Source organism: Mediterraneibacter flintii (assembly GCF_055387595.1).
This window is the reverse complement of record NZ_AP031405.1, coordinates 3,546,748-3,572,946: the sequence shown is the minus strand read 5'-3', so window position 1 is coordinate 3,572,946 and position 26,199 is coordinate 3,546,748. Positions and strand designations below refer to the sequence as shown.

Here is a 26,199-nt window from a genome sequence, read left to right as displayed (position 1 = left end):
CAAGCATATCTGGTTTTAACATTTTAACAGTCTTAAATGGCTGTTATACTGAAAACAAACATAAGCAAGTTCCTCAATAAGGCGCCAGAATGAGAAAAAGTTGTTTAATGTTCTCTATTATCTTTTAGAAAGGATGGGAAAAGTATGAAAAAAGCAGTGTCATTTTTACTGACGGGAATATTGCTTACGGGTATGTGTATAACTGGATGTTCGGGAACGGGAGGAACAAATTCTGATAATACTGTGCAATCAGAACAAGAGGGCCAAGATAAAGAACCTGTAACGATACGATTTGCATGGTGGGGGTCTCAGGCAAGAAACGATCAGACGCAGGAAGTTGTAGAGCTGTTTGAGAAAGAATATCCGTGGATTACAGTAGAATGTGAATTTGTTGGATGGGATCAGTATTTCGATAATTTGTCGACACAGATAGCGGCTGGGGATATGCCAGATATTCTTCAGCATGACTATAGGTATTTGGAAACCTATGTGAATAAAGATTTACTGCTTCCGTTAGACGAGTTCGTAGGAGAAGAAATTGATTTATCAGATGTCGATGAAAGTTATTTAAGCGGTGGCATGGTAAATGATAAGATGTATGGGCTTTCTATGGGGATGAATACATTTGCGGTTGAATACGATGAGACAACATTTGAAAAATACGGCGTGGAGGTTCCAGCGCAAGACTGGACGTATGAAGATTTTGTAGATGTATGCAGGCAGTTCAAAGAAAATGGAATTTATGGATGTGATCTGACAAACTTTGAGGACTGGGCATTATATTGGATTAGAACAAAAGGGGCAACTCTTTATTCGCAGGAAGGAAAAGGGCTTGGATATGAAGATGATTCGATCATGGAAGAGTTGTTTCAGATGCGTTTAGATCTTGTAAAAGAAGGACTCCTTCCTACCCCTGATGTAGCAAATCAAGCGTCTGGTACGGAGGATAGTTTGATCGTACGTGGAGATGCGGCGATGGTTACTTATTGGAGTAATGCGACAGCAGCCGTGGCAAATGCTACAGAAAATACAATTAAGGTGCTTCCAATGTTTGGACCGGATGCAGATAAGGGAAGTTACATTAAGCCATCTATGTTCCTGTCAATTTCCGCCCAGACAGAACATCCGGAAGAATGTGCATTGTTAATTGATTTCTTTACAAATAATTTAGAGGCAAATCAGGTGATGATGGGAGAACGCGGTGTGCCGATCTCTTCCACTATAAGAGAAGCTTTAAAACCAGATTTGGATTTAACTAGTCAGGCAATTTTTGATCTTTTGGATTATTCTAAAGAACATTCAAGTCCGATTGACAATCCGGATCCAGAAGGCGCCGGCGAAGTTGTAACATTACTTCAAGAACTAGAAGAACAAGTATTGTATGAAGAAATTACTCCGGCAGAAGCAGCAAAACAGTTCCGAACAGAAGCAACTGCGATACTTGAAGGGAAATAGAAAGTGAAAAATGCAGGACTGCTGCATACGGATAAAACGAAGGGAAAGCGCAGCAGTCCTGTATTTATGTTCAGGAGGAGAACAAGATGCACGTAAAACGTAAAAATAATTTGGCGGGCTACTTTTTTATTAGTCCATGGCTGATCTGTTTCTTAATCTTCACGCTGTTTCCTGTTGGGATGTCTCTTTACTATTCTTTTACAAATTTTGATATATTATCTGCACCGGATTTTATAGGTCTCGAAAACTATAGATATTTATTATTTGAAGACCGGAAATTTTGGCAGTCGGTGAAGGTGACACTATTATATGCTTTTGTATCCATCCCTTTACGGCTTATTTTTGCATTTTTTGTAGCAAATTTACTGGCCAAAAAACATAAAGGGCAGGGGATATATAGGACACTCTATTATCTACCGTCTATCGTAGGAGAAAGTGTAGCTGTAGCCATTGTCTGGAGAACAATATTTGGGAAAAATGGAGCATTTGAAGCACTTCTGAATGTGTTTGGAGTCAGTACGGAATATTCTGTACTGGGCGATCCGAATACGGCGATCTGGTCTTTGATTCTGATGTCAATTTGGCAATTTGGCTCTCCTATGTTGATTTTCTTAGCCGGACTGAAAGACATACCAGATACATATTATGAAGCGGCAAGTATTGATGGGGCAAGTTCTTTTCAGAGGTTCTGGAAAATTACAGTACCTCTTATCACACCTATTTTCTTATTCAATCTGGTTATGCAGATGATCACTGGATTTATGGTGTTTACACAAGGGTATATTATTACGGAAGGTGGCCCTCTAAATAGTACTTTATTTTATGTAGTTTACTTATACCAGACAACTTTTGAAAATTTTGAGGCTGGAAGAGGTTCTGCAATGGCATGGCTTTTATTGATATTTATCGGTATTCTGACGGCAATTCTGTTTTCAACTTCAAAATATTGGGTATTTGATGAAAATGGGAAGGAGGGATAAGCGTGCAAAAAAGAAATAAGAAAGTGCACTCTTTACTATATCATATTTGCTGTGCCGCGCTTGCTCTCATTATGATTTATCCGATTCTCTGGCTGGCATTTTCGGCGTTTAAAGAAAAAACGGACATATTTGAGGCAGCTGGTAAATTATGGCCGTCAGAATGGTTTTTTGAAAATTTTGCAAATGGATGGAAAGGATTTGCAGGAGTAGATTTTGGAACATTTTTTCTGAATTCTTTCATCGTTACTATAGGAGCGACTGTCCTTTCTGTATTTTTTTCCGTGTTTGTCGCATATGGATTTGCGAGGATTAAATTTAAAGGAAGAGGTTTTTTATTTGCCTGTATGATGATGACGTTGATGCTACCGGTTCAGGTGCTGATGGTACCGCAGTATATGCTTTTTAGTAAATTTGGTTGGATCAATACATTTCTTCCTCTGATTGTTCCGTACCTGGGAGGATATGCCTTTTTTATCTTCCTGTGCGTACAGTTTATCAAAGGAATTCCAACAGAACTAGATGAGGCTGCAAGAATTGATGGATGTGGACGGATTGGTACATTTTTTCATTTGATTTTACCGTTGTCAAAATCTGCGATGGTAACATCTGCAATTTTTTCGTTCTACTGGAGATGGGCAGATTTTATAGGACCTATGCTATATCTGAAAAAACCAAAACTATATACAGTATCAGTAGCGCTGAAACTATTTGCAGATCCGAATTCAGTTACAGACTGGGGCGCAATGTTTGCGATGTCGTTGCTGTCACTGGTACCGGTTATTTTAATCTTTTTGTTTCTCCAGAAATATATTGTACAGGGAATCAGCACTACAGGATTAAAAGGGTGAACACAGGACAATGACAGAGAATATGACAGAAATACTTATGCGGGAAGGGCATCAGGCAGGAATCGATTTGATCGGTGTTACAGATGCGGAGGATATTGAATGTGTCCCGTGGACGTATCCGGAAAAAGAAGAACACTATTTTCCATGCAGAGCGTCCTGGATAAAAGAGAATACATATAGCCCTAAAAAGATTATGGCAGAGGCAAAAGCAGTTATTGTTACAGCGATGTATATGTATGGATATGACAAAATTAAGGAAAGTATAAAAGGCTTTCTCCGAGCAAATATCGGTCCATGGACACGTGGATATGTTGAGGCGCGAGATTATGCAGCAGGTTGGATAACAAAATTTATAGAAGCACAGGGATACGCTGCCGTTGTATCAAATGAGATACCATACCGGACACTTGCAGTAAAAGCAGGATTAGGGAAAATAGGAAGAAATGGATTTCTTTACCATGATGCTATGGGCTCCTATCTTAATTTATGCTGCATATTGACCGATGCACCGCTTAAATGTGTAAATTATGGTACTGTTTCTCCAGAAAATAATTGCGGAAACTGCAAAAAATGTAGTGCTATGTGTCCTACGGGAGCACTAAGAAGAGACGGAAGCTATCATGCAGAATTGTGCCTGCATTTGTGGCAGCAGGGGAAGGGAATGTATGGAGAGGAAATCCCGCGTGAAGAACGGCATAAATGTCTGAATTATCTTATGAGAACTGGCAGATGTCTGGAAGTTTGTCCTAGAAATTATAAACTGAAACCAAGAGAGAGCTTTCCATTTGAAAGTGAGGAAAAGGAAGATTCTCCCTTGCTGGAACATTTAATATTGGCATCAGATAAAGAGTACAGAGAAAGGCTTCCATACCATGTATATAAATATGGCATAAAGGCAATAAGGCGCGACATAATTATAGCGGCAGGTAACAGCAAAGATGAAATTTTGGTAGATAAGCTGGGAGAGGGATTACTTGAGTTAGACGAAAAATGTAGAGGGTTGTGTGCTTGGGCATTAGGAGAAATAGGGGGAAATAAAGCAGAAAAATGGCTGGCTATGGCATATGAAAAGGAAGAACAAAAGTCTGTAAGACAGGAAATAGAATATGCGCGAAGAAAAACTATAGCAGGAAAAGAGGATGGATATATATGAAATTAGCAGTGATAGGACTTAACTTCGGTAAAAAACACGCATCATACATAGCAGAGGGAAAAGTAAGAGGAAATCTTGCAGCAGTGGTTGATTTGGATCCTAAATTTGAAGAACTAGCGAAAAAGTGGAATACAAAGTTTTATACAGATTATAAAAAAATGCTGGAGGAAATTCAGCCGGACGGAGTAGTTATTGCGGTTCCGCCTAAACTGCATCCTTCCTTCGCGATTACATGCATGGAGAATGGGGCGGATGTACTTGTAGAAAAGCCAATTGCACTAACCTCGGAAGAAGCAGAGCAAATGATGGAGGCATCCAGACAGTATGGAAAGCAAATTTTGGTAGGACAGCATCATCGGTTCGATCCATCTGTACAAAAAGCAAAGCTGCGGTTAGAGTCAGGAGAATTAGGCTGTGTAATAGGATTTCATGTATACGGGACATTACCTAAACCGGAGTGGTATTACGCCCAGGATTATAAAAAGAAGCGTGCTACAGGCGGCGGAACAGTGGCAAACAACGGTATCCACGATGCAGACAGGATTCGTTATATTTTTGGAGACGTGGAAGCGGTATATGCTATGAAAGGAAACCGGTTTAGAGGCTTTGAGGTAGAAGATACGGCAGCAGTGGCGATACGGTGTAAAAGTGGTGTTGTTGGGACATATTATATTTCGGATTGCAGCCATCCGCTTTCAAAATATTCGGATTGCTATTTTGCGGAAAAAGGCAGCATCCGTTTATGCTCGTCGTCGTTTTACGCACAGAATGGTTTCCATACATACCAGGAAGGTCGGCTGGGAGAAGGTTTTGATTACTGGCAGAGAGAGCATGTTGTAAGTACACAAAGTCTTCAACTCCAGGATAATCACGGAAAAGAACTGGAACATTTCTGTGACGTGATATTGGATGGGACAAAACCGATGACAACGGCAGAAGAAGGAAAGAAATCTATGGAATTTATGAATGCAATTATAGAATCTATGGATACAGGAAATGTAGTTTATTTGAAATAGGAGGGAATAAAAATGTATAGAGTAGCATTTTTAGAGGCAGAACATTGGCATGTATTAGGACACATGGCAGCAATTAAAACATTTGATAATGTAAAAGTGGTCGCTATGTCTGGGAATGGCGATTTTACAAAAAACTTAAGTACAAAGATGGGAATTCCATTATATAAAAATTATATGGAACTCCTGGACGGGGAGAATAATCTGGATTTTGTATACATTTTCGGAATTTATAAAGAGGCTCCATCCATTATGCTGGAATGTATAAAAAGAGGAATTCCCTTTATGGCAGACAAGCCATGCTGTGAACGTGCGGAACAACTTCCTCCTGTTATTGAGGCACTGAAAAATTCGGGTGTTAAGCATTGTATTTCGCTTCAGAGACGCTATGCACTCCCAGTTGAAATGTATAAAGATTATATACGTAAGAAAGCGTCTGAAGGCGGTGTACATATTGTACTGCGCTATATTACGGGTACTCCACAGCGCTATGAAGATATGGGATTCCCATGGGCAAATAAAAAAGAAATTGCAGGCGGAGGAGCTTTACTGAATCTGGGCGTACATTACATAGATTTAGTAAAGTATTTAACAGGAGATGAAGTAGTGGAGGCAAAAGGGTTCCTCAATGAAAACGTATGGAAATTAGGACTTGATGATTATGCAAATATCATTTTAAAAACAAAATCAGGTCATACGGCAACTATTGAGGTAGGATATACAAAATCAGGGTATCCACAGGAGGATTTCATCATATCGGGTAGGAATTTCTATCTGACGGCGACAGCCGCACAGGATATTCGTTTATATGGTTTGAAAGAAGGGGGAGATAAAAAGGGAGAATTATTGGAAAAACATGATTTCCCAGATATTCAATGGTTTGATAAGTGTCTCAATAGTATGCTTGAAACATTGGAAGGAACAGGAAAACCGGCGGCAACACTTGAGGACGTATATCATGCGTTGAAATTTGTAACACAGGTATATGAGGAGAATCATTTCTATGAATAGTTTGCAAAGAAATCAGGAAGGCGGTGTCTGGTATGATTCGGGAATGGACAGATGAAGCATTGGATCATAGAAATGCCCTTTTATATGCTATGGGAGTTACGCAAGAAGAAGCCACACGTCCGGTAATCGGGGTTGTAAATGCCTGGAATGAAATGAATCCGGGACATTATGATTTGAAAGAAGCGGCAGACATAATAAAGAAACAAATTTATGCAAATGGTGGGCTTCCAAGGGAACTTCCGATTACAGGGATCTGTGATGGAATTTGTTCTAATACAGAGGGGGATCGGTATACACTTCCGTCAAGAGATCTTGTGTCTACAGAGGTAGAAACAGTGGCAGAACTCAATCGTCTGGATGGAATGGTCCTTCTGGCAAGTTGTGACAAAGTAGTACCAGGAATGATAATGGGACTTTTGCGTGTAAATATTCCTGCCGTCATGTTGACAGGAGGCTATATGCCTCCTGGAAGATGGAATGACAAAATGCTGACACTGACACATACGAAACAGGCGTATGCAGCATGGACTTCCGGGAAAATAGGAAGAGAAGAGTATAAGGAGATTGTGAGAAATGCCTGTCCGGCTCCAGGGGTATGTCCTTTTATGGGGACAGCAAATACAATGTGTGCAATGGCAGAAGTATTGGGACTTACTCCGGATGGTAATGCTGCAGTAAGGGCACAGAGTGAAAAATGGAAAGAAATGGCAAGAGAGGCTGGGGACAGAATTGTAACATTAGTACAAGATGAGATACGTCCGAGAGATATTATTACACTAGAAAGTTTTAAAAATGTCATTCGATATGTAATGGCAACTGGCGGATCTACAAACTCACTTTTACATATACCGGCGGCAGCTGCGCAGATGGGGTATACAATAACACCGGAACTATTTGATACAATATCACGCGATATCCCTCTTATCAGTACGATTTATCCAAATCATCCTACCTATACGATGGAAGATTTCTCCAAAGCAGGAGGAGTCTCTGCTGTGCTTAAGGAATTGGATCGCGCCGGAAAAATCGACAGAAATACCCAGGGAATGTTTTGTACAATGAAAGAAAAACTGGAAAAAGCAGAGAACTTAAATTGTGAACAGATACATCCCGTAGATGCACCGATTATGAAACAGGGAGGTCTTGCTGTATTACATGGAAATATTGGCACAAAGAGTGCAGTATTAAAATTTTCTGCTGTAGATACCAGAGTACATTGTTTTGAAGGTAAAGCAAAAGTATATGACTTCCAGGATGATGGTTGGAAAGCAATGCTGCGTGATGAAATTCATCCGGGTGATGTAGTTGTGATTCGCTATGAAGGCCCGAAAGGGGCGCCTGGAATGCCGCATTTAGAGACTTTTATGGCAGCAGTGCTCGGAAAAGGACTTGGGACAGAGATAGCGCTGGTTACGGATGGAAGGTTTTCGGGAGCGACAGGAGGGATAGCGATAGGACATGTATCTCCGGAAGCATATGAGGGAGGAAATATTGCCCTGATTGAAGATGGGGACAGGATATGTATCGATATTGATAAAAGAAGCCTGATTCTGGACGTGACGGAAAAAGAACTGGCAAAACGGCGTGAGAATTTCCGTCCAGTCGAAAAGCCCTCTGGCGGCTATCTGGAAATTTACCGGAGAAATGTAAATACATCGCATGAAGGAGCGACAATATATGGGAGAAATAAAAACATTCAGCAATAAAATAGCGCGTGTGTATGAGAAAGGGAAAATTGATTATATACAGGAAGAACTAGTACAGCCTAAAAATAATGAGGTGTTGATTGAAATCAAAGCAAGTCTGATTTGCGGAAGTGATTTGCACATTTTCAGAGATCTGCATCCGGCAGTGCGACTTCCCGTAACAATAGGACATGAATTTACCGGTACAATTATTCAGGTTGGCTCCAACGTGACAAAATTCAAGGTGGGAGACAGAGTGACAGTGGAACCATCGATAACATGCGGTGTATGTGACGCGTGCCGGCGTGGAGAATATGGATACTGTGAGCATATTACTTTTAGTTATAGAGAGGGGCACGGTGCCCTGGCAAAATATTTTATGGCAAGAGAAGATAAAGTATATTGCTTACCGAATTCTGTCAGCTACGAAAAAGGAGCGCTTGCAGAGCCACTTGCTGTTGCAGTACATGCAGTAAAAAGGGCGGAGGTTTCTTTAGGAGACAGGATTGTGATTGCAGGCGCCGGTGCAGTGGGTATTATGATAGCGGCTGTATGTAAACGGCTTGGCGCAAAAAGTGTAGTTATATCAGATTACTCTGCAGCAAGACTTGCACTGGCAAAAAGGCTGGGGGCGGATATTACAGTAGATGCGGGAAGTGACGATCTTATAGGGAATATAAAAAAATTATCCGGCGGCAGAGGATTTGATAAAGCATTTGAATGTGTAGGAAAAGAAAGCACATTCAGACAGTTGTTAGAATGTGTCAAAATGAATGGTCTGGTCACAGACGTAGGTATCTTTGAACAACCTCTGATTCATATAGATGCTTCACTACTTGTAAAACGCGAACTGCGGTTACAGGGTTCCCAAGGATACTGCTGGGATTTTGGAGATGCACTTCAGCTTCTAGAGGAGCTTCCTCTGGAAGCATTAATTACACATCATTTTTCACTTGAGGATGTACAGACAGCTTTCGAGACAGCGGGAAATCCGGAAGGAAATGCTGTGAAGGTATGTATTCTTACGCAGGAAAGAGATGGAAAAGAGAAATTGAAATAGGAGATGTGATATATGGCAGAATTTGAAAAATTTCATTTCAGTTCATTGAATGAGTTGAAAGATAAAATGAAAGAGTTGGGAATATCTATTCCCGTGTCGGAAGATCTTTCACCTTTAGCAGAGCATGTAAAAATAGGAGAAAAAGATGCGCCGAATTCACTTGCTGTACTCCCGATGGAAGGATGCGATGGAGAGAAGAACGGCAGTCCTTCTGCTCTTACAGTACGTAGATACAAAAGATTTGCAGGTGGAGGAGCCGGACTGATCTGGTGTGAGGCATGCGCAGTTACTGCCGAAGGACGCGCCAATCCCAGACAGCTTTTTCTGCACAGTGGGAATGTGGATGAGTTTAAAAAGCTGACAGAGATATGTATTCGTGAGGCAAAAGAAAAAAATGGTACCCGGCCTATTCTTATCCTTCAACTTACTCATTCAGGTAGATATGCGAGACCGTTTGATAATAATGCGCCTATGGTTGCCCAACATGATCCAATCCTGGATCCGAAAGTGGGAATTACAGAGACTTATCCGATCGTCACAGATGAATATCTTGACGAACTACAGGAAAAATATGTACAGTCTGCACTTTTAGCAAAAGAAGCAGGATTCGACGGAGTAGATATTAAAGCTTGCCATAGATACCTTGTATCAGAGTTACTGGCATCTCATACACGTACCGGAAAATACGGAGGAGATTTTAAAAATAGAAGCAGATTTCTATTAGAAGTCATAAAAAAAGTACGGGAGGAGGCAGGAAGAAATTTCATTATTGCTTCCAGATTTAATGTATTTGACGCGCATCCATATCCTTATGGATTTGGAGTATCGAAAAAGCAGGAGTGGGTTCCAGATTTAACAGAACCGCTTCTTCTGGTGGAACAGATGATTGAAGCAAAAATAGATTTACTCAGTAATTCAGCAGGAAACCCATATTATCGTTTCCCGCAGGTGACAAGACCTTTTGATCTGCCGACTTTAAATGGAGAATTTCCAAAGGAGCATCCTCTGGAAAGTGTGGCAAGACTTTTGGAATTTACAAGAAAGATACAAAAAGTAGCTGGAAATATACCTGTAGTAGGAAACGGTTATAGTTGGCTGCGCCAGTACCTGCCCTATGTAGGAGCCGCAAATAAAGCGGATGGAGGATGTACATTTATAGGACTTGGGCGTGAAGCGTTTGCTTATCCGGAGGCTGTGCGGGACATTCTTTTAGAAGGAAAAATGAAGCCGGAAAGATGTTGCATTGCGTGTAGTAAGTGTACGCAGATTATGCGGGATCATGGAAAGACAGGGTGTGTAGTAAGAGACAGTGAAATTTATTTGCCACTTTATAGAGAGGCAAGGGCGCAAGCACAATAAAGGAGAATACAGATATGAAAAAGACAGCGGTTATAACCGGGGCGGGGAGGGGGATTGGCTTTGCAATAGCGGTACAACTTGCAAAAGAAGGATTTCAGCTTGTGCTGATTGCAGCCAGTCCGGCGGAAAAGCATAAGGAAAGGCTGGATATACTTAAAAAGGTACAAGCAGACTTTTACTATATGCAAGCAGATGTATCTAGGGAAAAGGATAGAATTCGATGTTTGGAAACAGCAGTTCAAAAATATGGACGGATTGATGTGCTTATAAATAATGCGGGAGTTGCTCCGAAAGAACGAAAAGATTTGCTAGAAATGACAGAAGAAAGTTTTGACCGGTTAATTGCGGTCAATACAAAGAGTGTTATGTTTTTGTCTCAACTTGTGGCAAAACAGATGTTAAATCAGAAGGCGAAGGAGGATGTACGTGGAATAATTATTAATATTTCCTCTATGTCAGCGACGGTATCTTCTGTCAACAGAGGGGAATACTGCGTATCAAAAGCGGGAGTGTCTATGTTGACAAAGCTATATGCGGATCGCCTGGCAGGAGAACGAATTTATGTCTATGAGATACGTCCGGGTATTATACAGACGGACATGACAGATGCAGTGCATGAAAAATATACCCGTTTATTTAAAGACGGAGGATGCCCTATTGCAAGATGGGGGAGGCCGGAGGATGTGGCGGAAGCAGTCTCAATCCTTTGTACAGGAAGACTTAAATACACAACTGGTCAGGTAATAGACGTGGATGGAGGCTTTCAGCTTCAACGACTTTAGATGCGGTAAGATCTTTTATATAAAATATATAAGTGAAGTGAAATCAAATGACAGAGACAAGCATAGTTATCGATGGAATTACGGTGGAATTAGTAGAAACAGGAGCAGTTGTTGTGGGCAGCGGTGCCGCTGGCTTTGCGGCAGCGAATGCGCTTTATGACCAAGGAATCTGTGATGTTGCAGTTATAACGGAACATATTTACTGTGGAACTTCACGAAATACAGGTTCGGATAAACAGACATACTATAAACTAAATCTGTGCGGCAGTAATTCAGACAGTGTCCGGCAAATGGCGGACACTTTATACAGCGGAGGAGGAATGGACGGAGAACTGGCACTTGCTGAGGCAGCTGGTTCCGCAGAATGTTTTCTTGAACTTGCAAGATTAGGGGTTCCGTTTCCGAGGAACAGATATGGGGAATATGTAGGTTACAAAACAGATCATGATCCTGTGCAGAGAGCTTCATCGGCAGGACCACTGACATCAAAAATGATGACAGAAGCACTTCAGAAAGAGGTGGAGCGTAAACGCATATGTATATATTCTGGTTGGCAGGCTGTACGTATCTTGCATGATAATGAAAAGATTTGGGGTGTTTTGTGTCTGGGTGTAGGGAAAAATGCAGGTAGAACAAATAAAGATGAGAAAGAACAAATGAGATTTCGTATTTTTTGTGCGTCTGATATAATTTGGGCAACAGGCGGGCCTGCGGGGCTCTATCACAACAGTGTATATCCACATGGTCAGCACGGTGCATCAGGAATTGCGTATCTGGCAGGGGTAAAAGGACGAAACTTAACGGAATGGCAGTATGGAATAGCTTCAATCAAACCGCGGTGGAATGTATCTGGCACTTATATGCAGGTACTGCCACGAGTTATATCGGCAGAGCAAGACGGAAGTAAAGAACGGGAATTTTTGGAAGAATATTTTCCGTCAAAACAAGAGGCGCTTTGTCAGCTCTTTTTAAAAGGATACCAGTGGCCTTTTGATGTACGAAAAAGTGTAAACGGATCGTCACAAATCGATTTGGCTGTATATAACGAGACAGTGCAGAAAAAACGGCGTGTGTTTTTAGACTTCCGTAAAAATCCGTGGAATAAAACTTGTGAATCCTGGGAGCTTACAGAAGAGGCAGACACATACCTAAAGAATGCGGGTGCATGGTTTGGGACACCGATTGAACGTTTAAGCCATATGAATATGCCGGCAGTAGAGTTCTATAAAAGTAAAGGTATAGATTTGCGGACAGAACCGCTTGAAATTGCCTTATGTGCACAGCATAATAATGGTGGTATTGCGGTGGACTTATGGTGGCGTACCAATTTGGAGGGACTCTTTGCGGTAGGGGAGGCGGCAGGTACACATGGAATCTATCGTCCTGGAGGTTCTGCACTTAATTCTGGACAAGTAGGAGCGAAACGCGCAGCTTTGTATATCGTGTCAAAAGGAAAAAAGAAGAGGCTAGGAAATATGCCGCAGCGATGTATATTACAAGTCCGCGAAGTATTAGAACTTGCATTGTCACCCGGCGTTGCCAGAGGAGAACGGACGGCGGAAGAGTGGATGTTAATTTTTCAGAAAAAGATGAGTGAAACAGCAGGACCAGTTAGATTTCCAGAAAAAATTCTGGAATTGAAAAAAGAAAATGAGGAAATCTTATGCCGCTTTAAAGAAAAAGTGAAGGTAGGCAAAAGTGGGATTAAAGGTGTGTTTCAATTGGAAGATATGTTGCTGGCTCAGAGAATGTATTTAAGCGCGATGGCGGACTATATTGAGAATGGAGAAGGGGATCGAGGGTCTGCGCTCTATCAGGAAGAAATAGGTTTCGATAAAAAGGAACATAGCAGAAAAAATTTGGAGCATAAAGGAGAGATACAGGAGATATGGTTGGACAAAGATAAAAAAGTACAGGTTGTATGGCGAAAACCTCATCCTATTCCAAAGGAAACGTGTTTTTTTGAAGAAGTATGGAGACATTATAGGAAAGATCAGAATATATATTGAGTAGATTTTTGGAAGGAAAGGAAATAAAGACGAATATGTATCTTGTACATGTAGGAATTAATGCAGAGAGTAAAGCAGAAGCACAAGCAATTGCTGCTCTGTTCCAATCTGTTTTGGAATTGGAAAAATATGAAAACGATGAACAGATATTTATGGATTCTTGTATAGAAATAATGAAAACTCCTGGTCTTGGAAAAAAAGGGCACCTTGCATTTAAAACGGAAAATCTGGAGGCGGCAGTGTCTAAGATGCAGAAAAGAGGAATTAAATTTGCAGAAGAAAATTTTAAATATGATGGTAACGGTAAATTGTGCGCCGCATATCTAAAAAATGAGATTGCCGGTTTTGCTGTACATTTAATGTGAAAAATACTCTATAGTTTAAGACAATAGATGGGCTAAAAAGCAACTATGAGAATATAGATATATACAAAGGCTGCCACACTGAATAAGTGCGGCAGTATCTTTTTGTCATTTTTCAGATGAAATATTTTTACTATGATAGGTTTTTTCAGCAAAAGCATTCACTTTCAATAAGCTTTTTATCGAAAAAAGGTTCCCTTTCAGGATTCTGTTTTGATCTGTTAAAATCAGGAGGCTTTTTTAGCGAAAATAAATGTTTCTCTATTTTCAGCTTGGATATTATAATAGAGTTTTTATTGTTATATCCGAGTGTTGATGGGATACCATGCGGTGTATTATGAATCTATTCTATGCTGAAGATTATCAGCCGACTTCAACTACTCATTGTGCAGAGTATCTCCCTTTATCTACCTAAATGTCACATCAGGTCTGTTTTTTATAACTGTTACGGTCACCGCAGACGGTGGTAGATGGTTTTAAGCAACATGTCGAGGATGTGATGAAAAAGTATGAAGAAAATAAAAGACGATCCAAAATGGGGCTATTCAAATACACTGTTATTATAAATTCTATTTTTACATTCCAAAATGGGACTATAATCTATTATAAATATGTAGAGAAAATATGTAAACAAAAATTATATTTATTTAAAATGATTAATTACCAATAGAATTTATTATAATTTTTTTAAATAAAAACATCTTGAACTTAGGCTCAACGTATGGTATTATTTGGATATAAAAGATTCTATAATTTTCTATACCACACATATGTAGAGGAGAAAGGAAATGAATGATAAAAATATTTTTGATTTTAAGGATGTAATAAATTTTACTGGATTAATTTTAACTTTGTTAAATACCGTTCTGATAATGATAGAAATGAGTAGTTAGTCTTTAAAAAAGAAAATAAAAGGAGGGACGAAAATAAATACATTTTATAAAGGCGGCTATTTACGATATAAGGAGGAAACAAAATGGTTCAGGTCAGGTTGGATTTTAAAACTGAAAAGCCGGAACTGCCCAGGGACTTAGACAAGCTGATTGTCAGTTTTTTTAAAGCATCTTTGCAGAATTTTTCACCAGAATTGTATGAACAATTATATGGAGAAAGAAAAGCGGTACTAAAAACGTATACGTTTAGTTTGTTCCTTCCCAGCGCAAAATTTCTGGCTGACAAAATTGTGTTAAAAGGGAATAATTTTTCACTCTATTTTTCTGACAGTGATATTGGGCAGTTGATACAGTTTATCAATGCGTTTAAGCTGATGAGATTTAAAAAGTATTCGATGAATCGAAACTCTATGGAGTTGCAGAAGGTTTATGCGGAGAAAAAAGAAGAAATTACAGACTCAGAGATTATTGTGAAGATACAGAGCTCTCTGGTGGTGAGAAAACATGAGGCGCAGGATAATTCGGACGTGTATTACATCTATAATCATCCGGATTTCGGTAAAACGCTGAAGAAAAACGTAGAGATATTCCTTGAAAAATTAGAGATTCCTCTATCAACAGAAGGATTTTCCATAGTTCCCATAAAAGGAAAAAAGATCGTTGCGGATATTTTCGGGAGAAAGACGGATGCAAATATCGGTATATATAAACTTACAGGGAGCCCGCAGCTTTTGAATCTACTTTATCAGTCAGGTATGGGATCCAGACGGTCGGAAGGGCATGGGAAATTTGAGGTAATCTGGTAGAAAGGAGGGGAGGTATTTGGGAAGAATTGAGATAACGACCGGAGATTTTTTGAAAAATGCAGGGATTGTCGGCATGAAATATATGTTAGATCTATCTGAAGCAGAAGAAAATAAAGATTATGGAATATCAGAGGATGAACAAAATTTGTGGCTGGATAAACAGTTTGCAGAACATGCAGACTGGACGGACCTGGCTTTCCGGGCATTCGTAAAAAATTTCGGGCCATCCTCGACATTTCAGAGAGTATTAGATACGATAGACAGTATTTTAAAAAAAATCGAAACGGGGAATTGGAAAACCGGAAAAGAGGAAAAAGAAGCTTTGAAATATATAAATGATAAATTGCTTTCAAACAGCTATCAGGCGGGCTTTTCCAATATAGAAATGGTCATGGAAGCGTCAGAGGTATACAGAGATTTAAAGAAAAAGAAACTCAGCGATAAAGAAACGAAAGAGCAGTTAAAAGAACGTCTGGAAGCCTTGAAGGACTTTCTGGAACAGCCGTTGTGCAGAGAAACATTTATTATGAAAAGCGCCATATATACATATATAAACCGGTTTTGGGACGGGAAATGTTTCTTGCTGCGTTCAAATGCAAAAAAGGATATGAGAGAATTATTTGAAAAAGAATTTTCTAATCCTTTAAGAAACTATATTGTGTCGGAACATTTGAAGGCGAAAGAACTCTGCATTGACTGCGGCATGCCGATGGACACGAAAGAAAAAGTTTCGATTGCGTTTATGAAGGATATGGCAGATGATTTGACAAGAAAACGTTCTGCATTCTGGAATTGCAAAGTAGACGCATGGCTGTGTCCGCTTTGTGCATTCGTATATGCCTTATCTCCTCTTGGTTTTCAGTTATTTGCTAATAAATTTGTTTTTATCAATATAAATGATAGTATTTCATCTTTAATAACAGCTAATAGCAAAAAAAGAAAAGCAAATATACAGGCGGAAAAAGAGGAAGGAGAAAGATATACCGTCTGGTTTGCGAGGATATTAAATACAGTGCTGCTTGAAAAGACAGGAGAACTGTTTAACATACAGATCATTCTGCGTGGAGTAAGGGCAGAAGATAAATATATGTTCAGCATTATACAGATGGACACGCTGAAGATATTAAAAAATAATGCGGTACAGAAAGGTTTGGCATTGCTGGGAAAATATCCCTATATAAAAATAGGAAATGATTTTTTAAATGTACATGAGGCAGTTGTTTTGAATATTCTTCAGTATAGAAATCAATATGCACTGTTGAATAAATTAATGCGGACACTATTAGATACAGAGAATGGATTGGCAACAGCTTACTGCGTTTATATGATTCAGATATGGACAAACAGAGTGAAGCAGGGCAAAGAAATGGAGGAAATTACTTATATGGGAAACAGTATCAGTATGAGAAATAATGGCTATCTTTTGCGCACAGATATTATGAGAGCAAAGGGAACAGATAAAGATAACTGTCTGCGGGGAACGATATATCAGTTATTAAATGCGCTTTCCGTAAGAGATGAAAAAAGGTTTATAGATATTGTGATAAGAATGTATAATTCTAGCCACAGGTTGATGCCAGACGGTTTTGTATATATGCTGGGGACGCGGGAACAGGATAAAGAAAAATTCTTAGAATATGGCTATGCATTTGTATTGGGATTACAGGGAAGTCACCCGGATAATAAGGAGGAAAAATAATGATGGAAAGAAACGGAATGACAGTAACAATGGTGTTTTTGGCAGAGAGCGCGAATTATGGGGAAGGCGTCGGTAATATTTCAACATTGAAGAAAATGACAAGAGGGAATTATGAACAATATTCTTATATTTCCAGACAGGCATTGCGTTACAATATGATACAGCAGTTAAACTGGGATAAGACCCCTGTGGACGGAAAAAGCGGAGTAGTACAATTTGCGCCGTCAGCAACGATTGAGGAATATCCAGAAATAGACTTATTTGGCTATATGAAGACAACGGCGAAAGATAATGATAATAAAGGCGGAGCAGCTACAAGGAGCGCAGTTGCCCGGCTGAGCAATGCAATCGCCTTAGAGCCTTATAAAAGTGATTTGGAGTTTTTGACCAACATGGGGCTTGCAAAAAGACAGGATTTAGAGAATGGAATCGCACAAAGTGAGATTCATCGTTCCTATTATACTTATACAATTTCTATTGATCTAGAAAGGGTGGGGGTTGATAATACGATAGAAATTTCAAGAGAAGAAAAAGCAGAGAGAGTAAAACAGTTGCTGGAGGTTCTTCATTATTTATATAGAGACATTAGAGGTAGACGTGAAAATTTAAGTCCACTGTTTATTATTGGGGGACGATATAACAGAAAAAATCCATTTTTTGAAAATAGAATTAAAATAGATAAAAATGCGATTAATGTAGATATACTAGCAGAGTTAATAAACGAAAATAAAGAAATTGGAGACTATACTTATACAGGTGTTACTACCGGAATTTTTGAGAATGATACGGAAATAAAAAATAAGCTAAACGCGGAGACAGTAGGAGCAGTATTTAATCATTTAAAAGAGGAAGTGGATACATATTATGGAGAAGGCAATTAGAATACAGTGTTTTCAAAATCTTGCGAATTACCGGAAGCCAAGTAGTTTCATTATTAAAGAAACCTTTCCCCTTCCTCCATATTCAACAGTATTAGGGATGATACATGCGGCATGTGGATATACGACATTTCATCCCATGAAATTAAGTATCCAGGGGATAAATAAAGGAACAATTTCCGAACTCTATACCAGATATTCTTTTTCCGCAGGTGTAAAGTATGAAGAAGGGCGACATCAGATATGCATAGAAGATGGAGAAAAATACGGGATTTTTAAAGGAATCGCAAATGTAGAATTAGTTTGCGAAAATCAGATGGTTATTCATGTTGTCCCGGAGGAGGCAGACTTTGAGACAGTAGCTCAATCTCTGAAATATCCTAAGAAATATCTTTCGCTAGGCAGATATGAAGATATTTTGGACATTGAAAAAGTGGATATTGTCAATATCCGTATGGAAAAGGGAGCAATAGCCAGAAGAAACATGTATATTCCTGTGGACATGAAAACTTCCTGGGGTGAAAATTTGATCGGGGAAAGCCATACTACGGTTTATAATTTGACAAAGGAATTTGAGATTACAAAAGAAGGTTTGAGAAGATGGAAAAAAGAAAATGGGAGAGTGCGTGTTTATTATTATCCGGCAGGAAGAGCAGTGGATGAATCTTATGTAGATGATATGGAAGACAATGCCGCAATAATATTTGCATAGAGGAAAATATGTAAAGTGATGTTATTGTACACCGAAGAAAATGTTCTGTCGATGTGTAGTAACGTAAAAAGGCGGGGAGGTCGACAATACTGCAAAGACAAAGGAGATAAGCAAATTTAAAAAGAAATTAGGAATAGGAACTTTGCAGTAGTAAAGAGGTCGACAAAAAGAGGTATAAAAAAGGCAGAAGAAAGAGGCGGATTTTGGGACAGGGTAGAAATAGCGACAAAGTGGAATGTAAAGAACCCATTCGCCGCGATGCTTTTTGATTCTGCTTGGTAGAAATAGCGACAAAGTGGAATGTAAAGTATGTCAATACATCTGGAAATGATTGGGTTGTTAATGGTAGAAATAGCGACAAAGTGGAATGTAAAGTTTTATCCACCGCCCACACCTGGACATCCTTTACAGTAGAAATAGCGACAAAGTGGACTGAACTAAATGTATTAAAAGAAAATTTATTTGATTAAGGAGAAGAGGTATGGAAGTTTATGCGAAATCTAAAAATAAGATATTGACAGGTAAAGAGAAGAAACAGTTAGAACAAGATATATCTAACATTTTAGAAGAATTGGATATGAACTTGAACACTAAGGAAAAAGAGGCAATAGAGAAAGAGCTGACTGAAATTTTGGAAGGAAAACCAGAGTATCAAAAAACACTGGTTGAACATGAGAATGATATAGTTAAATGTGCAGAAACGTTTTTTAAACAATTTGATATATATTTTACGGAGAAAGAAAAAAGATTAGTAATTGAAGCCTGCAGAATACATGATAGAGGGAAAGTTAATTTATTATTTCAAGCACTAGTAAATCCAGAAATAATAGAGAAAGGGATGATAGAAAAAGGCAGAAAAAGCAGGCAGATCCCACATGGATTTTTAAGTGCAGTTTCTATTTCAAAGGGGGAGTTTTTGAGTCTTTCGGAGTTGTTTGAATTAAATGATTTTGGAGCGTTTATTACGGCAATAAATTACCATCATGACAGAATGGATGAATATGATGACTTGACAATCTATAATTATTGTAAGGAGTTCTATGCAGAACAAGCAAAAGAGTATCTTGGATTAGACAACTGGAAAATACATTGTGAAAATAGGAATCAATTATTATTTAGAAACAATGTGTACACATTTAATAGAGTAAAAGATTTACAAAAATGGAATCAGTACCTATTAATTAAAGGACTATTAAATAAATTCGATTATACAGTTAGCGCAGGATATGAAGAGGCAGAGCTTTCCCCAGATTTAGAAGAAAAACAGTTAAAGAAGAATATTGAAATAAAATTAGAAAATAAAGGACTGCGTCCTGCCCAAAAGTATATGAAAGAACATAAGCAGAATAATCTTGTTATTATTGCGCCGACAGGGTCAGGAAAAACAGAGGCAGCATTATTATGGTTAGATGGTGAAAAAGGATTTTATACGCTTCCGCTTAAAGTATCCTCAAATGCAATTTACAGCAGGATTAAAGAGACATATTCATATGAACCAGTATCATTACTTCATTCAGACAGTATGATGAAATATATACAAGAATATACACACACAGAAGCCGGACCATATGAAAGATACGAAAGAGCGAAATTGTTATCGGCGCCTCTTACAATTTGTACAGTAGATCAGTTATTCAAATTTGTATACAAAGCACTTGGGACGGAAATATTTCCAGCAACATTGAAATATTCCAAAATTGTACTTGACGAAATACAGTCATATGAGCCAAGAGTAATTGCAACAATTATTTATGGATTAAAAACAATTTGCGAACTTGGAGGGCACTTTGCTATTATAACAGCGACATTTCCACCTGTTTTACAATATTTTATGGAACGTTATGGGTTACATAATGAGATTGAATATAAATATCAAAATTTTGCCCAGGAGTCTCAAGACATTCGACATAAAGTACAAATCAGAGAATCGGATATAGACATGGATGAACTAATAAAATACGGGGAAAAACAGAAGGTTTTGGTGATTTGTAATACTGTAATAAAAGCCCAGGAAATTTATAATGAAATATCTGAAAAAGTAGAGAATGTTCATTTACTTCATTCTAGATATATTCGTTGTCATCGTGATAAATTGGAAAAGATGATAATGGATTTCTCACAAGATGTGCATAAGACTGGCATTTGGATTACGACGCAGATAGTAGAAGCGAGTTTAGACATTGATTTTGATATATTATATACAGAAATGAGTACTGCGGACAGTCTTCTTCAGAGAATGGGGCGGTGTAATAGAAAAGGAAGATACTATCCGAAAAATCCTAATATTATCGTATTGGCAAATAAAAATGGAGTAGGAGATAAATCAGTTTATAATTCATTTATATATGATCGTTCTTTGCAAATATTGAAAAAATATGAAAATATAGATTTTTCAGAAATATTAAAAATAGAGTATATTAATAAAGTTTATTGTACGGAAGAAATTAAAGACAGCAAGTATTATCAAGAAATTGAAAGATACTTAGAACATTTTGATGAAATTCCACCTGTGGAGTATAGTAAAAGAGAAGTTGATAAAACGTTCAGAAATATACGCAGTATTACGATTGTGCCAGATTCTATTTATTATAAAAATCAAGATATATTTGAAAAAGGGTTAGAATTGTTACAAAAACCACATGTTGGAAAAACAATAAAAGCAGTATTTACTTCTAAGTTAAATTCTTTAACATTAAATTTAAATTATTATAGTAATAACAGGCTTCCAGAAGGTGTAGATATTGTTACACTAGGTCAAAATGGGAGGAGAAAAGGAAGTGACATTCACCGAGCGAGAATGATTTATGAATTCAATGAGGAAAGCAATAAAGGGCGCGGATTATTATTAAATCAACTGGAAAATGATGATTTCATAGTATAAGGAGTAAAGATGGGAATAAGAGTTACAGGCGTAATGATTTATTATTATTTTGTATGTAAAAGAAAGCTTTGGTATTTTTGCCATGATATAAATATGGAATCAGACAATGAAAATGTTTTGCTCGGAAAGATATTAGATGAAGGAAGTTATGCACGTGAGGACAAGCATATTAATATTGATAATGTTATAAATATTGATTTTATAAAAGAGCAGAGAGAACTGCACGAGGTTAAAAAAAGCAGAGCGATAGAAGAAGCGTCAGTATGGCAGGTGAAATATTATTTGTATTATTTAAAACAGAGAGGCGTGGGAGAAATAAAAGGTAAAATTGACTATCCTTTATTAAAAAAATCAATTTTCGTGGAATTATCTGATGAGGACGTAGAAAAAATAGAAGGAATTATTGATGAAATTACACAGATAAGCCAGAAAGAGGAAGTACCTGTATTTTCTGAATTAAAAATTTGTAACAATTGTGCATACCATGATTTGTGTTTTATTTAGGAGTTGATTATGAAACAAAGTTTTTATATTTATAATAATGGGGATTTAAAGCGAAAAGATAATACACTGCGATTTATTTCCTATGATGGTGAAAAGAGAGATATACCTATAGAAAGAATATCTGATATATATGTAATGTCAGAAATGTCTTTTAATACTACTTTTTTATCATATATTTCTCAATATCAAATTCCTATCCATTTTTTTAATTATTATAATTTTTATACGGGAAGCTTTTATCCAAGGGAATGTTTTCAGGCAGGTCAATTATTGATTAGACAAGTAGAATATTATACAGAATATAAAAAAAGAATAGAAATCGCGAAGAAATTTGTTGAAGCTGCTGCAGATAATATTTACAGAAATCTACGATATTATAATGGTAGAGGTAAAGAGGTGAAAGAATATTTACAGGAAATTGAAACATTAAAGAAAGACATTCTAAAAGCAGAAAGTATAGAGTCTTTAATGGGCATTGAGGGAAATATTCGAAAGAAGTATTATGCAGCGTGGAACATAATTGTAGATCAAGAAATACATTTTGAGAAACGTGTTATGCATCCACCGGATAATATGATTAATTCTTTAATATCTTTTGTAAATTCATTGATTTATGCAAAGGTTTTGAGCGAAATTTATCATACACAGCTGAATCCAACTATTAGCTATTTACATGAGCCAGGCTATAGAAGATATTCATTGAGCCTAGATATTTCCGAAGTTTTTAAACCGTTAATAGGAGATAGACTGATTTTCTCATTGTTGAATAGAAAACAGATAACAGAAAATAGTTTTACAAAAGAATTAAATTTTTTACATCTTAAAAAAGAGGCGTCAAAATTAATTGTTTCAGAATTTGAAAACCGTTTAAAGAAAACAATTATGCATAAAGAGCTTGGACGGCAAGTTTCTTATCAATATTTAATAAGGCTGGAATGTTATAAGTTAATCAAACATTTGCTTGGAGAAAAGAGTTATGATGGATTCAAAATATGGTGGTAGAATATGTATGTAGTATTAGTATATGATATAAGTCAAGAGGAAAAAGGACAGAAGCGTTGGTCACGTGTATTTAAGATTTGTAAAAAATATTTGTCTCATATACAAAATTCAGTATTTGAGGGAGAAATTTCAAAAGCACAGTTAGTAAAACTTCAGCAGGAACTAAGACAATTCATAGATAAAAATCTTGATTCAGTTATTATATTTAAAAGTCGAAATGAAAAATGGCTGGATAAAGAATTTTGGGGAAAAGTTGAGGACAAAACGGGGTTCTTTTTATAAGAGCTTTGTAATTACTAAAATTAAAATTGTCGATGTCTGATAGTGTCAAAATTGTGGTAGGTCGACAATGCGATAAAATAAAGCAAAATACTAAAAAAAGTTAGCTTGGGGAAGTCAAAAAGTAGTTATTGAGTAGAGGTCGACAAAAAGGATGTAATAAACGTGAATAAAATGTAGATATTTTTAGTACGGGTTTAAGAGTCGCAAAAGTGGAATGTAAAGTTTTTAGTGACGGAAATTCAATTCCGAGGATGTCAGGTTTAAGAGTCGCAAAAGTGGAATGTAAAGACGGTATACAGAAGAATAGAAGGAATCAAGAAAGAGGTTTAAGAGCCCCAAAAGTGGATTGCAAAGTATCAATTTCAGTAAGGTTCTCCGTTTTTATTTTTTATATTAATAGTCCTAATAGTGCACAAGGTGAATTTTTAAGGCACAACAACATCACAGAAATATGGTATTTCTGCATTTATATAATTTAAACTCCACTTTTACAGTGAATAGTTCGAAAAAATGTTCTTATTGATGAAGGCATTTTTCTAATTTCTTTCTGTTATAAATTGTATCACCAGGTTATTTATGCTACAGTAATAAGCAGACTATCATAGGTACAGTTTATTTTAGCAGAAATTATACCTTGTCAGGCGAAGCCTGCCCTCTCGGAGGGAATGTATTACGGTATGCCCTTTAGGGTAAACCTTGTCAGGCGAAGCCTGCCATTCCAAAGGGAATGCATTACGGTATGCCCTTTAGGGTAAACTTTGTCAGGCGAAGCCTGCCCTCCCAAAGGGAATGTATTACGGTGTACCTTTTTTGTATACCTTGTCAGATAGAGCCTACCATTCTGAAGGGGATAAATTAGGAGGCTTTTGGAGTATAAGATTTAGGAGAGGACAATGGAGATTTTTGTAGATGCGGATGCATGTCCGGTAATCAAAATTGTAGAAAAGGTAGCGAAGGAATACAACCTTCCAGTCACGCTGCTGTGTGATACGAACCATATTTTACGTTCTGAATACAGTACCGTAAAATGTATTGGCGCCGGTACAGATGCAGTTGATTTTGCGTTGATTAACCTGTGCAAAAGAGGAGATATTGTAGTAACGCAGGACTACGGTGTGGCAGCAATGGCACTGGGGAAAGGTGCATATGCAATCCATCAGTCCGGTAGATGGTATACAGAAGAAAATATAGACCATCTGCTACTAGAACGGCATTTGTCAAAAAAAGCGAGACGCTCCAGCAGTAAATATCACTTAAAGGGGCAGTCAAGGCGGACAGAAGAGGACGATAAAAGATTTGAAAGAGCTTTTCGGGAGCTAATCGAAAAGTGCTTGCGGGAAAGGAAAGAGACATGATACAGAAGACGGCAATTATAGGCATGGGCGCTCTTGGTATGCTTTATGCAAGTCAGATTATAGAGGGACTGGGCAGAGAAGCGGTTGAGTTTGTGATGGACAAAGCGCGTGTAGAGAAATATAAAAATGAGACATTTACAGTAAATGGAATAGAACAGGACTATACGCTGATACCTGTGGAAGAGGCGAAGCCAGTAGATTTGGTCATTCTTGCTGTGAAATATCCGGCGCTTAAAGCGGCATTGGACTGTATGAAGAATTCTGTAGGAGAACATACGACCATTTTATCTGTTATGAACGGAGTTACAAGCGAGAAAATCATTGCCAAACGATATGGCGATGAAAGGGTGTTGTATACAGTTGCACAAGGGATGGATGCGATGAAATTCGGCAGTAAACTTCGGTATACACAGAAAGGGGAGCTTGTACTTGGCATTAAGAATCAAGAGGATGAGCAGAAAAAGCGGCTTAAGCAGGTGGAAGAATATTTCAGCAGGGCGGGCGTTCCTTACGCGGAAGATGAACATATTCTGAAACGGATGTGGGGAAAGTTCATGCTGAATGTAGGTGTGAATCAGGTCTGCATGGTATATCAGGCAAGTTATGGGCAGGCATTAGAACCTGGCGAGGCAAACAGGATGATGATTGCGGCTATGCGTGAGGTAAGGGCAGTTGCAGAGTTAGAAGGCGTGGAAGTGACGGAGGAAGATCTGAACTTTTATGTGAATTTGTTAAAGACACTGGATCCGGATGGCATGCCGTCTATGGCGCAGGATCGCATTAATAGGAAGTTAAGTGAGGTAGATATGTTCGCAGGAAACGTGATAGAGTTGGCGGATAGGCATAAGATTCAAGTGCCGGCGAACAGATATTTGTATGAGAGAGTAAAGGAAATTGAAAAGGAGTATTCGATATGTCATTTCGAGTAGTACTGGGGGACATTACAAAAATAAAAACAACTGCGATAGTCAATGCGGCGAACTGTTCACTTTTGGGAGGCGGCGGTGTGGACGGCGCTATTCATCGGGCAGCAGGGCCGCAGCTATTAGAAGAATGTCGGAAATTACATGGATGTCGTACTGGAGAAGCGAAGCTGACGAAAGGATACCGGCTCCCGGCTAAGTATATCATTCACACACCAGGGCCTATATGGAGAGGGGGAAATGATGGGGAAGCAGCACTGCTTCGCTCCTGTTATGAGAATTGTCTAAAGACAGCGATGAAGAACGGGATAAAAGATATAGCTTTTCCATCTATCAGTACAGGAATTTATGCGTATCCGCTTGAAGAGGCGGCAAAAATAGCAGTAAATACAATTTATAAATTTCCAGAATTGGAAGTGCAGATGGTTTGTTTTGATGAACGGACAAAGGCGGTATATGAGAGGGCGAACGCGGTTTACCGGAAAAAATATGACTGCAAGGAGAAGAATGAAATTGTTTATATAGAGTATCAGGATCTTCCTATGAA

General features: G+C 38.2%; 22 protein-coding genes and 1 pseudogene. All 23 read left to right on the top strand.

The genetic code is table 11. The annotated features are described in order from the left end of the window. Nucleotides 1-144: 144 nt before the first annotated feature. Nucleotides 145-1,455 (top strand): ABC transporter substrate-binding protein, encoded by a 1,311-nt coding sequence (locus tag ACZ5C4_RS17000; RefSeq protein ID WP_464522014.1) that lies wholly within the window; start codon nt 145-147, stop codon nt 1,453-1,455. A gap of 86 nt (nt 1,456-1,541) precedes the next feature. Further along, on the top strand, nt 1,542-2,435 hold the full coding sequence (locus ACZ5C4_RS16995; protein ID WP_464522013.1) for a carbohydrate ABC transporter permease: 894 nt from the start codon (nt 1,542-1,544) through the stop codon (nt 2,433-2,435). Between the two features lie 2 nt (nt 2,436-2,437). After that, the gene (locus ACZ5C4_RS16990; RefSeq protein WP_464522012.1) at nt 2,438-3,283 is read left to right on the top strand and encodes a carbohydrate ABC transporter permease; all 846 of its coding nucleotides are present in this window, start codon (nt 2,438-2,440) and stop codon (nt 3,281-3,283) included. Nucleotides 3,284-3,293: 10 nt separating this feature from the next. Beyond that, nucleotides 3,294-4,436, top strand: a complete 1,143-nt coding sequence (locus ACZ5C4_RS16985) for an epoxyqueuosine reductase (protein WP_464522011.1) — start codon at nt 3,294-3,296, stop codon at nt 4,434-4,436. After that, nucleotides 4,433-5,452, top strand: a complete 1,020-nt coding sequence (locus ACZ5C4_RS16980; protein ID WP_464522010.1) for a Gfo/Idh/MocA family protein — start codon at nt 4,433-4,435, stop codon at nt 5,450-5,452. The genes ACZ5C4_RS16985 and ACZ5C4_RS16980 overlap by 4 nt, the downstream gene beginning before the upstream one ends. A 12-nt stretch (nt 5,453-5,464) precedes the next feature. Then, complete coding sequence (locus ACZ5C4_RS16975) at nt 5,465-6,460, top strand: Gfo/Idh/MocA family protein (RefSeq protein ID WP_464522009.1); 996 nt, start codon at nt 5,465-5,467, stop codon at nt 6,458-6,460. A 32-nt stretch (nt 6,461-6,492) separates the two neighbouring features. Beyond that, nucleotides 6,493-8,166, top strand: a complete 1,674-nt coding sequence (ilvD, locus tag ACZ5C4_RS16970; RefSeq protein ID WP_464522008.1) for a dihydroxy-acid dehydratase — start codon at nt 6,493-6,495, stop codon at nt 8,164-8,166. Further along, nucleotides 8,138-9,205 carry a zinc-dependent alcohol dehydrogenase gene (locus tag ACZ5C4_RS16965; protein ID WP_464522007.1) on the top strand — a complete coding sequence of 356 codons (1,068 nt, stop codon included), beginning with the start codon at nt 8,138-8,140 and terminating at the stop codon, nt 9,203-9,205. Before ilvD ends, ACZ5C4_RS16965 begins: the two co-directional genes overlap by 29 nt. A gap of 12 nt (nt 9,206-9,217) precedes the next feature. Further along, complete coding sequence (locus ACZ5C4_RS16960; protein ID WP_464522006.1) at nt 9,218-10,564, top strand: oxidoreductase; 1,347 nt, start codon at nt 9,218-9,220, stop codon at nt 10,562-10,564. Between the two features lie 14 nt (nt 10,565-10,578). Beyond that, a complete protein-coding gene (locus ACZ5C4_RS16955) occupies nt 10,579-11,346 on the top strand; it encodes a 3-ketoacyl-ACP reductase (RefSeq protein ID WP_464522005.1) in 768 nt (255 codons plus the stop codon). A 47-nt stretch (nt 11,347-11,393) separates the two neighbouring features. Continuing rightward, nucleotides 11,394-13,355, top strand: coding sequence for an FAD-binding protein (locus ACZ5C4_RS16950; protein ID WP_464522004.1), 1,962 nt, complete (start codon nt 11,394-11,396; stop codon nt 13,353-13,355). Further along, nucleotides 13,352-13,720, top strand: coding sequence for a VOC family protein (locus tag ACZ5C4_RS16945; RefSeq protein WP_464522003.1), 369 nt, complete (start codon nt 13,352-13,354; stop codon nt 13,718-13,720). Before ACZ5C4_RS16950 ends, ACZ5C4_RS16945 begins: the two co-directional genes overlap by 4 nt. Nucleotides 13,721-14,693: 973 nt before the next feature. Continuing rightward, nucleotides 14,694-15,416: a CRISPR-associated endoribonuclease Cas6 gene (gene cas6, locus ACZ5C4_RS16940; protein WP_464522002.1), complete on the top strand. Its 723-nt coding sequence runs from the start codon at nt 14,694-14,696 to the stop codon at nt 15,414-15,416. 16 nt (nt 15,417-15,432) lie between these two features. Further along, nucleotides 15,433-17,115, top strand: coding sequence for a Cas8a1 family CRISPR/Cas system-associated protein (locus ACZ5C4_RS16935; RefSeq protein WP_464522001.1), 1,683 nt, complete (start codon nt 15,433-15,435; stop codon nt 17,113-17,115). Further along, a complete protein-coding gene (gene cas7i, locus ACZ5C4_RS16930; protein ID WP_464522000.1) occupies nt 17,115-17,996 on the top strand; it encodes a type I-B CRISPR-associated protein Cas7/Cst2/DevR in 882 nt (293 codons plus the stop codon). The genes ACZ5C4_RS16935 and cas7i overlap by 1 nt, the downstream gene beginning before the upstream one ends. Then, entirely contained in the window at nt 17,980-18,705 is a 726-nt protein-coding gene (gene cas5 / locus ACZ5C4_RS16925) for a CRISPR-associated protein Cas5 (protein ID WP_464521999.1), read from the top strand. The genes cas7i and cas5 overlap by 17 nt, the downstream gene beginning before the upstream one ends. 481 nt (nt 18,706-19,186) lie before the next feature. Further along, nucleotides 19,187-21,586: a CRISPR-associated helicase Cas3' gene (gene cas3, locus ACZ5C4_RS16920; protein ID WP_464521998.1), complete on the top strand. Its 2,400-nt coding sequence runs from the start codon at nt 19,187-19,189 to the stop codon at nt 21,584-21,586. A gap of 9 nt (nt 21,587-21,595) precedes the next feature. Continuing rightward, a complete protein-coding gene (gene cas4, locus ACZ5C4_RS16915; RefSeq protein WP_464521997.1) occupies nt 21,596-22,090 on the top strand; it encodes a CRISPR-associated protein Cas4 in 495 nt (164 codons plus the stop codon). A 9-nt stretch (nt 22,091-22,099) separates the two neighbouring features. Then, the gene (gene cas1b, locus ACZ5C4_RS16910; RefSeq protein WP_464521996.1) at nt 22,100-23,092 is read left to right on the top strand and encodes a type I-B CRISPR-associated endonuclease Cas1b; all 993 of its coding nucleotides are present in this window, start codon (nt 22,100-22,102) and stop codon (nt 23,090-23,092) included. A gap of 3 nt (nt 23,093-23,095) precedes the next feature. Next, a complete protein-coding gene (gene cas2, locus ACZ5C4_RS16905) occupies nt 23,096-23,374 on the top strand; it encodes a CRISPR-associated endonuclease Cas2 (RefSeq protein WP_186876701.1) in 279 nt (92 codons plus the stop codon). 893 nt (nt 23,375-24,267) lie between these two features. Next, nucleotides 24,268-24,729 carry a YaiI/YqxD family protein gene (locus ACZ5C4_RS16900; RefSeq protein ID WP_464521995.1) on the top strand — a complete coding sequence of 154 codons (462 nt, stop codon included), beginning with the start codon at nt 24,268-24,270 and terminating at the stop codon, nt 24,727-24,729. Further along, a complete protein-coding gene (locus ACZ5C4_RS16895) occupies nt 24,726-25,658 on the top strand; it encodes a ketopantoate reductase family protein (RefSeq protein ID WP_464521994.1) in 933 nt (310 codons plus the stop codon). The genes ACZ5C4_RS16900 and ACZ5C4_RS16895 overlap by 4 nt, the downstream gene beginning before the upstream one ends. Further along, nucleotides 25,643-26,119 (top strand): annotated as a pseudogene (locus ACZ5C4_RS16890) (O-acetyl-ADP-ribose deacetylase); the annotation flags it as partial. The gene ACZ5C4_RS16895 and the pseudogene ACZ5C4_RS16890, both read left to right, overlap by 16 nt. Between the last annotated feature and the right edge of the window lie 80 nt (nt 26,120-26,199).

Bases quoted from the DNA above. Each gene is read 5' to 3' on its own strand.
- ACZ5C4_RS16895 (WP_464521994.1), top strand. From the start codon at position 24,726: ATGATACAGAAGACGGCAATTATAGGCATGGGCGCTCTTGGTATGCTT.
- ACZ5C4_RS16980 (WP_464522010.1), top strand. From the start codon at position 4,433: ATGAAATTAGCAGTGATAGGACTTAACTTCGGTAAAAAACACGCATCA.
- ACZ5C4_RS17000 (WP_464522014.1), top strand. From the start codon at position 145: ATGAAAAAAGCAGTGTCATTTTTACTGACGGGAATATTGCTTACGGGT.
- ACZ5C4_RS16955 (WP_464522005.1), top strand. From the start codon at position 10,579: ATGAAAAAGACAGCGGTTATAACCGGGGCGGGGAGGGGGATTGGCTTT.
- ACZ5C4_RS16950 (WP_464522004.1), top strand. From the start codon at position 11,394: ATGACAGAGACAAGCATAGTTATCGATGGAATTACGGTGGAATTAGTA.
- ACZ5C4_RS16975 (WP_464522009.1), top strand. From the start codon at position 5,465: ATGTATAGAGTAGCATTTTTAGAGGCAGAACATTGGCATGTATTAGGA.
- ACZ5C4_RS16995 (WP_464522013.1), top strand. From the start codon at position 1,542: ATGCACGTAAAACGTAAAAATAATTTGGCGGGCTACTTTTTTATTAGT.
- ACZ5C4_RS16900 (WP_464521995.1), top strand. From the start codon at position 24,268: ATGGAGATTTTTGTAGATGCGGATGCATGTCCGGTAATCAAAATTGTA.
- ACZ5C4_RS16965 (WP_464522007.1), top strand. From the start codon at position 8,138: ATGGGAGAAATAAAAACATTCAGCAATAAAATAGCGCGTGTGTATGAG.
- cas6 (WP_464522002.1), top strand. From the start codon at position 14,694: ATGGTTCAGGTCAGGTTGGATTTTAAAACTGAAAAGCCGGAACTGCCC.
- cas3 (WP_464521998.1), top strand. From the start codon at position 19,187: ATGGAAGTTTATGCGAAATCTAAAAATAAGATATTGACAGGTAAAGAG.
- cas5 (WP_464521999.1), top strand. From the start codon at position 17,980: ATGGAGAAGGCAATTAGAATACAGTGTTTTCAAAATCTTGCGAATTAC.
- cas1b (WP_464521996.1), top strand. From the start codon at position 22,100: ATGAAACAAAGTTTTTATATTTATAATAATGGGGATTTAAAGCGAAAA.
- ACZ5C4_RS16985 (WP_464522011.1), top strand. From the start codon at position 3,294: ATGACAGAGAATATGACAGAAATACTTATGCGGGAAGGGCATCAGGCA.
- cas4 (WP_464521997.1), top strand. From the start codon at position 21,596: ATGGGAATAAGAGTTACAGGCGTAATGATTTATTATTATTTTGTATGT.
- cas7i (WP_464522000.1), top strand. From the start codon at position 17,115: ATGATGGAAAGAAACGGAATGACAGTAACAATGGTGTTTTTGGCAGAG.
- ACZ5C4_RS16960 (WP_464522006.1), top strand. From the start codon at position 9,218: ATGGCAGAATTTGAAAAATTTCATTTCAGTTCATTGAATGAGTTGAAA.
- ilvD (WP_464522008.1), top strand. From the start codon at position 6,493: ATGATTCGGGAATGGACAGATGAAGCATTGGATCATAGAAATGCCCTT.
- cas2 (WP_186876701.1), top strand. From the start codon at position 23,096: ATGTATGTAGTATTAGTATATGATATAAGTCAAGAGGAAAAAGGACAG.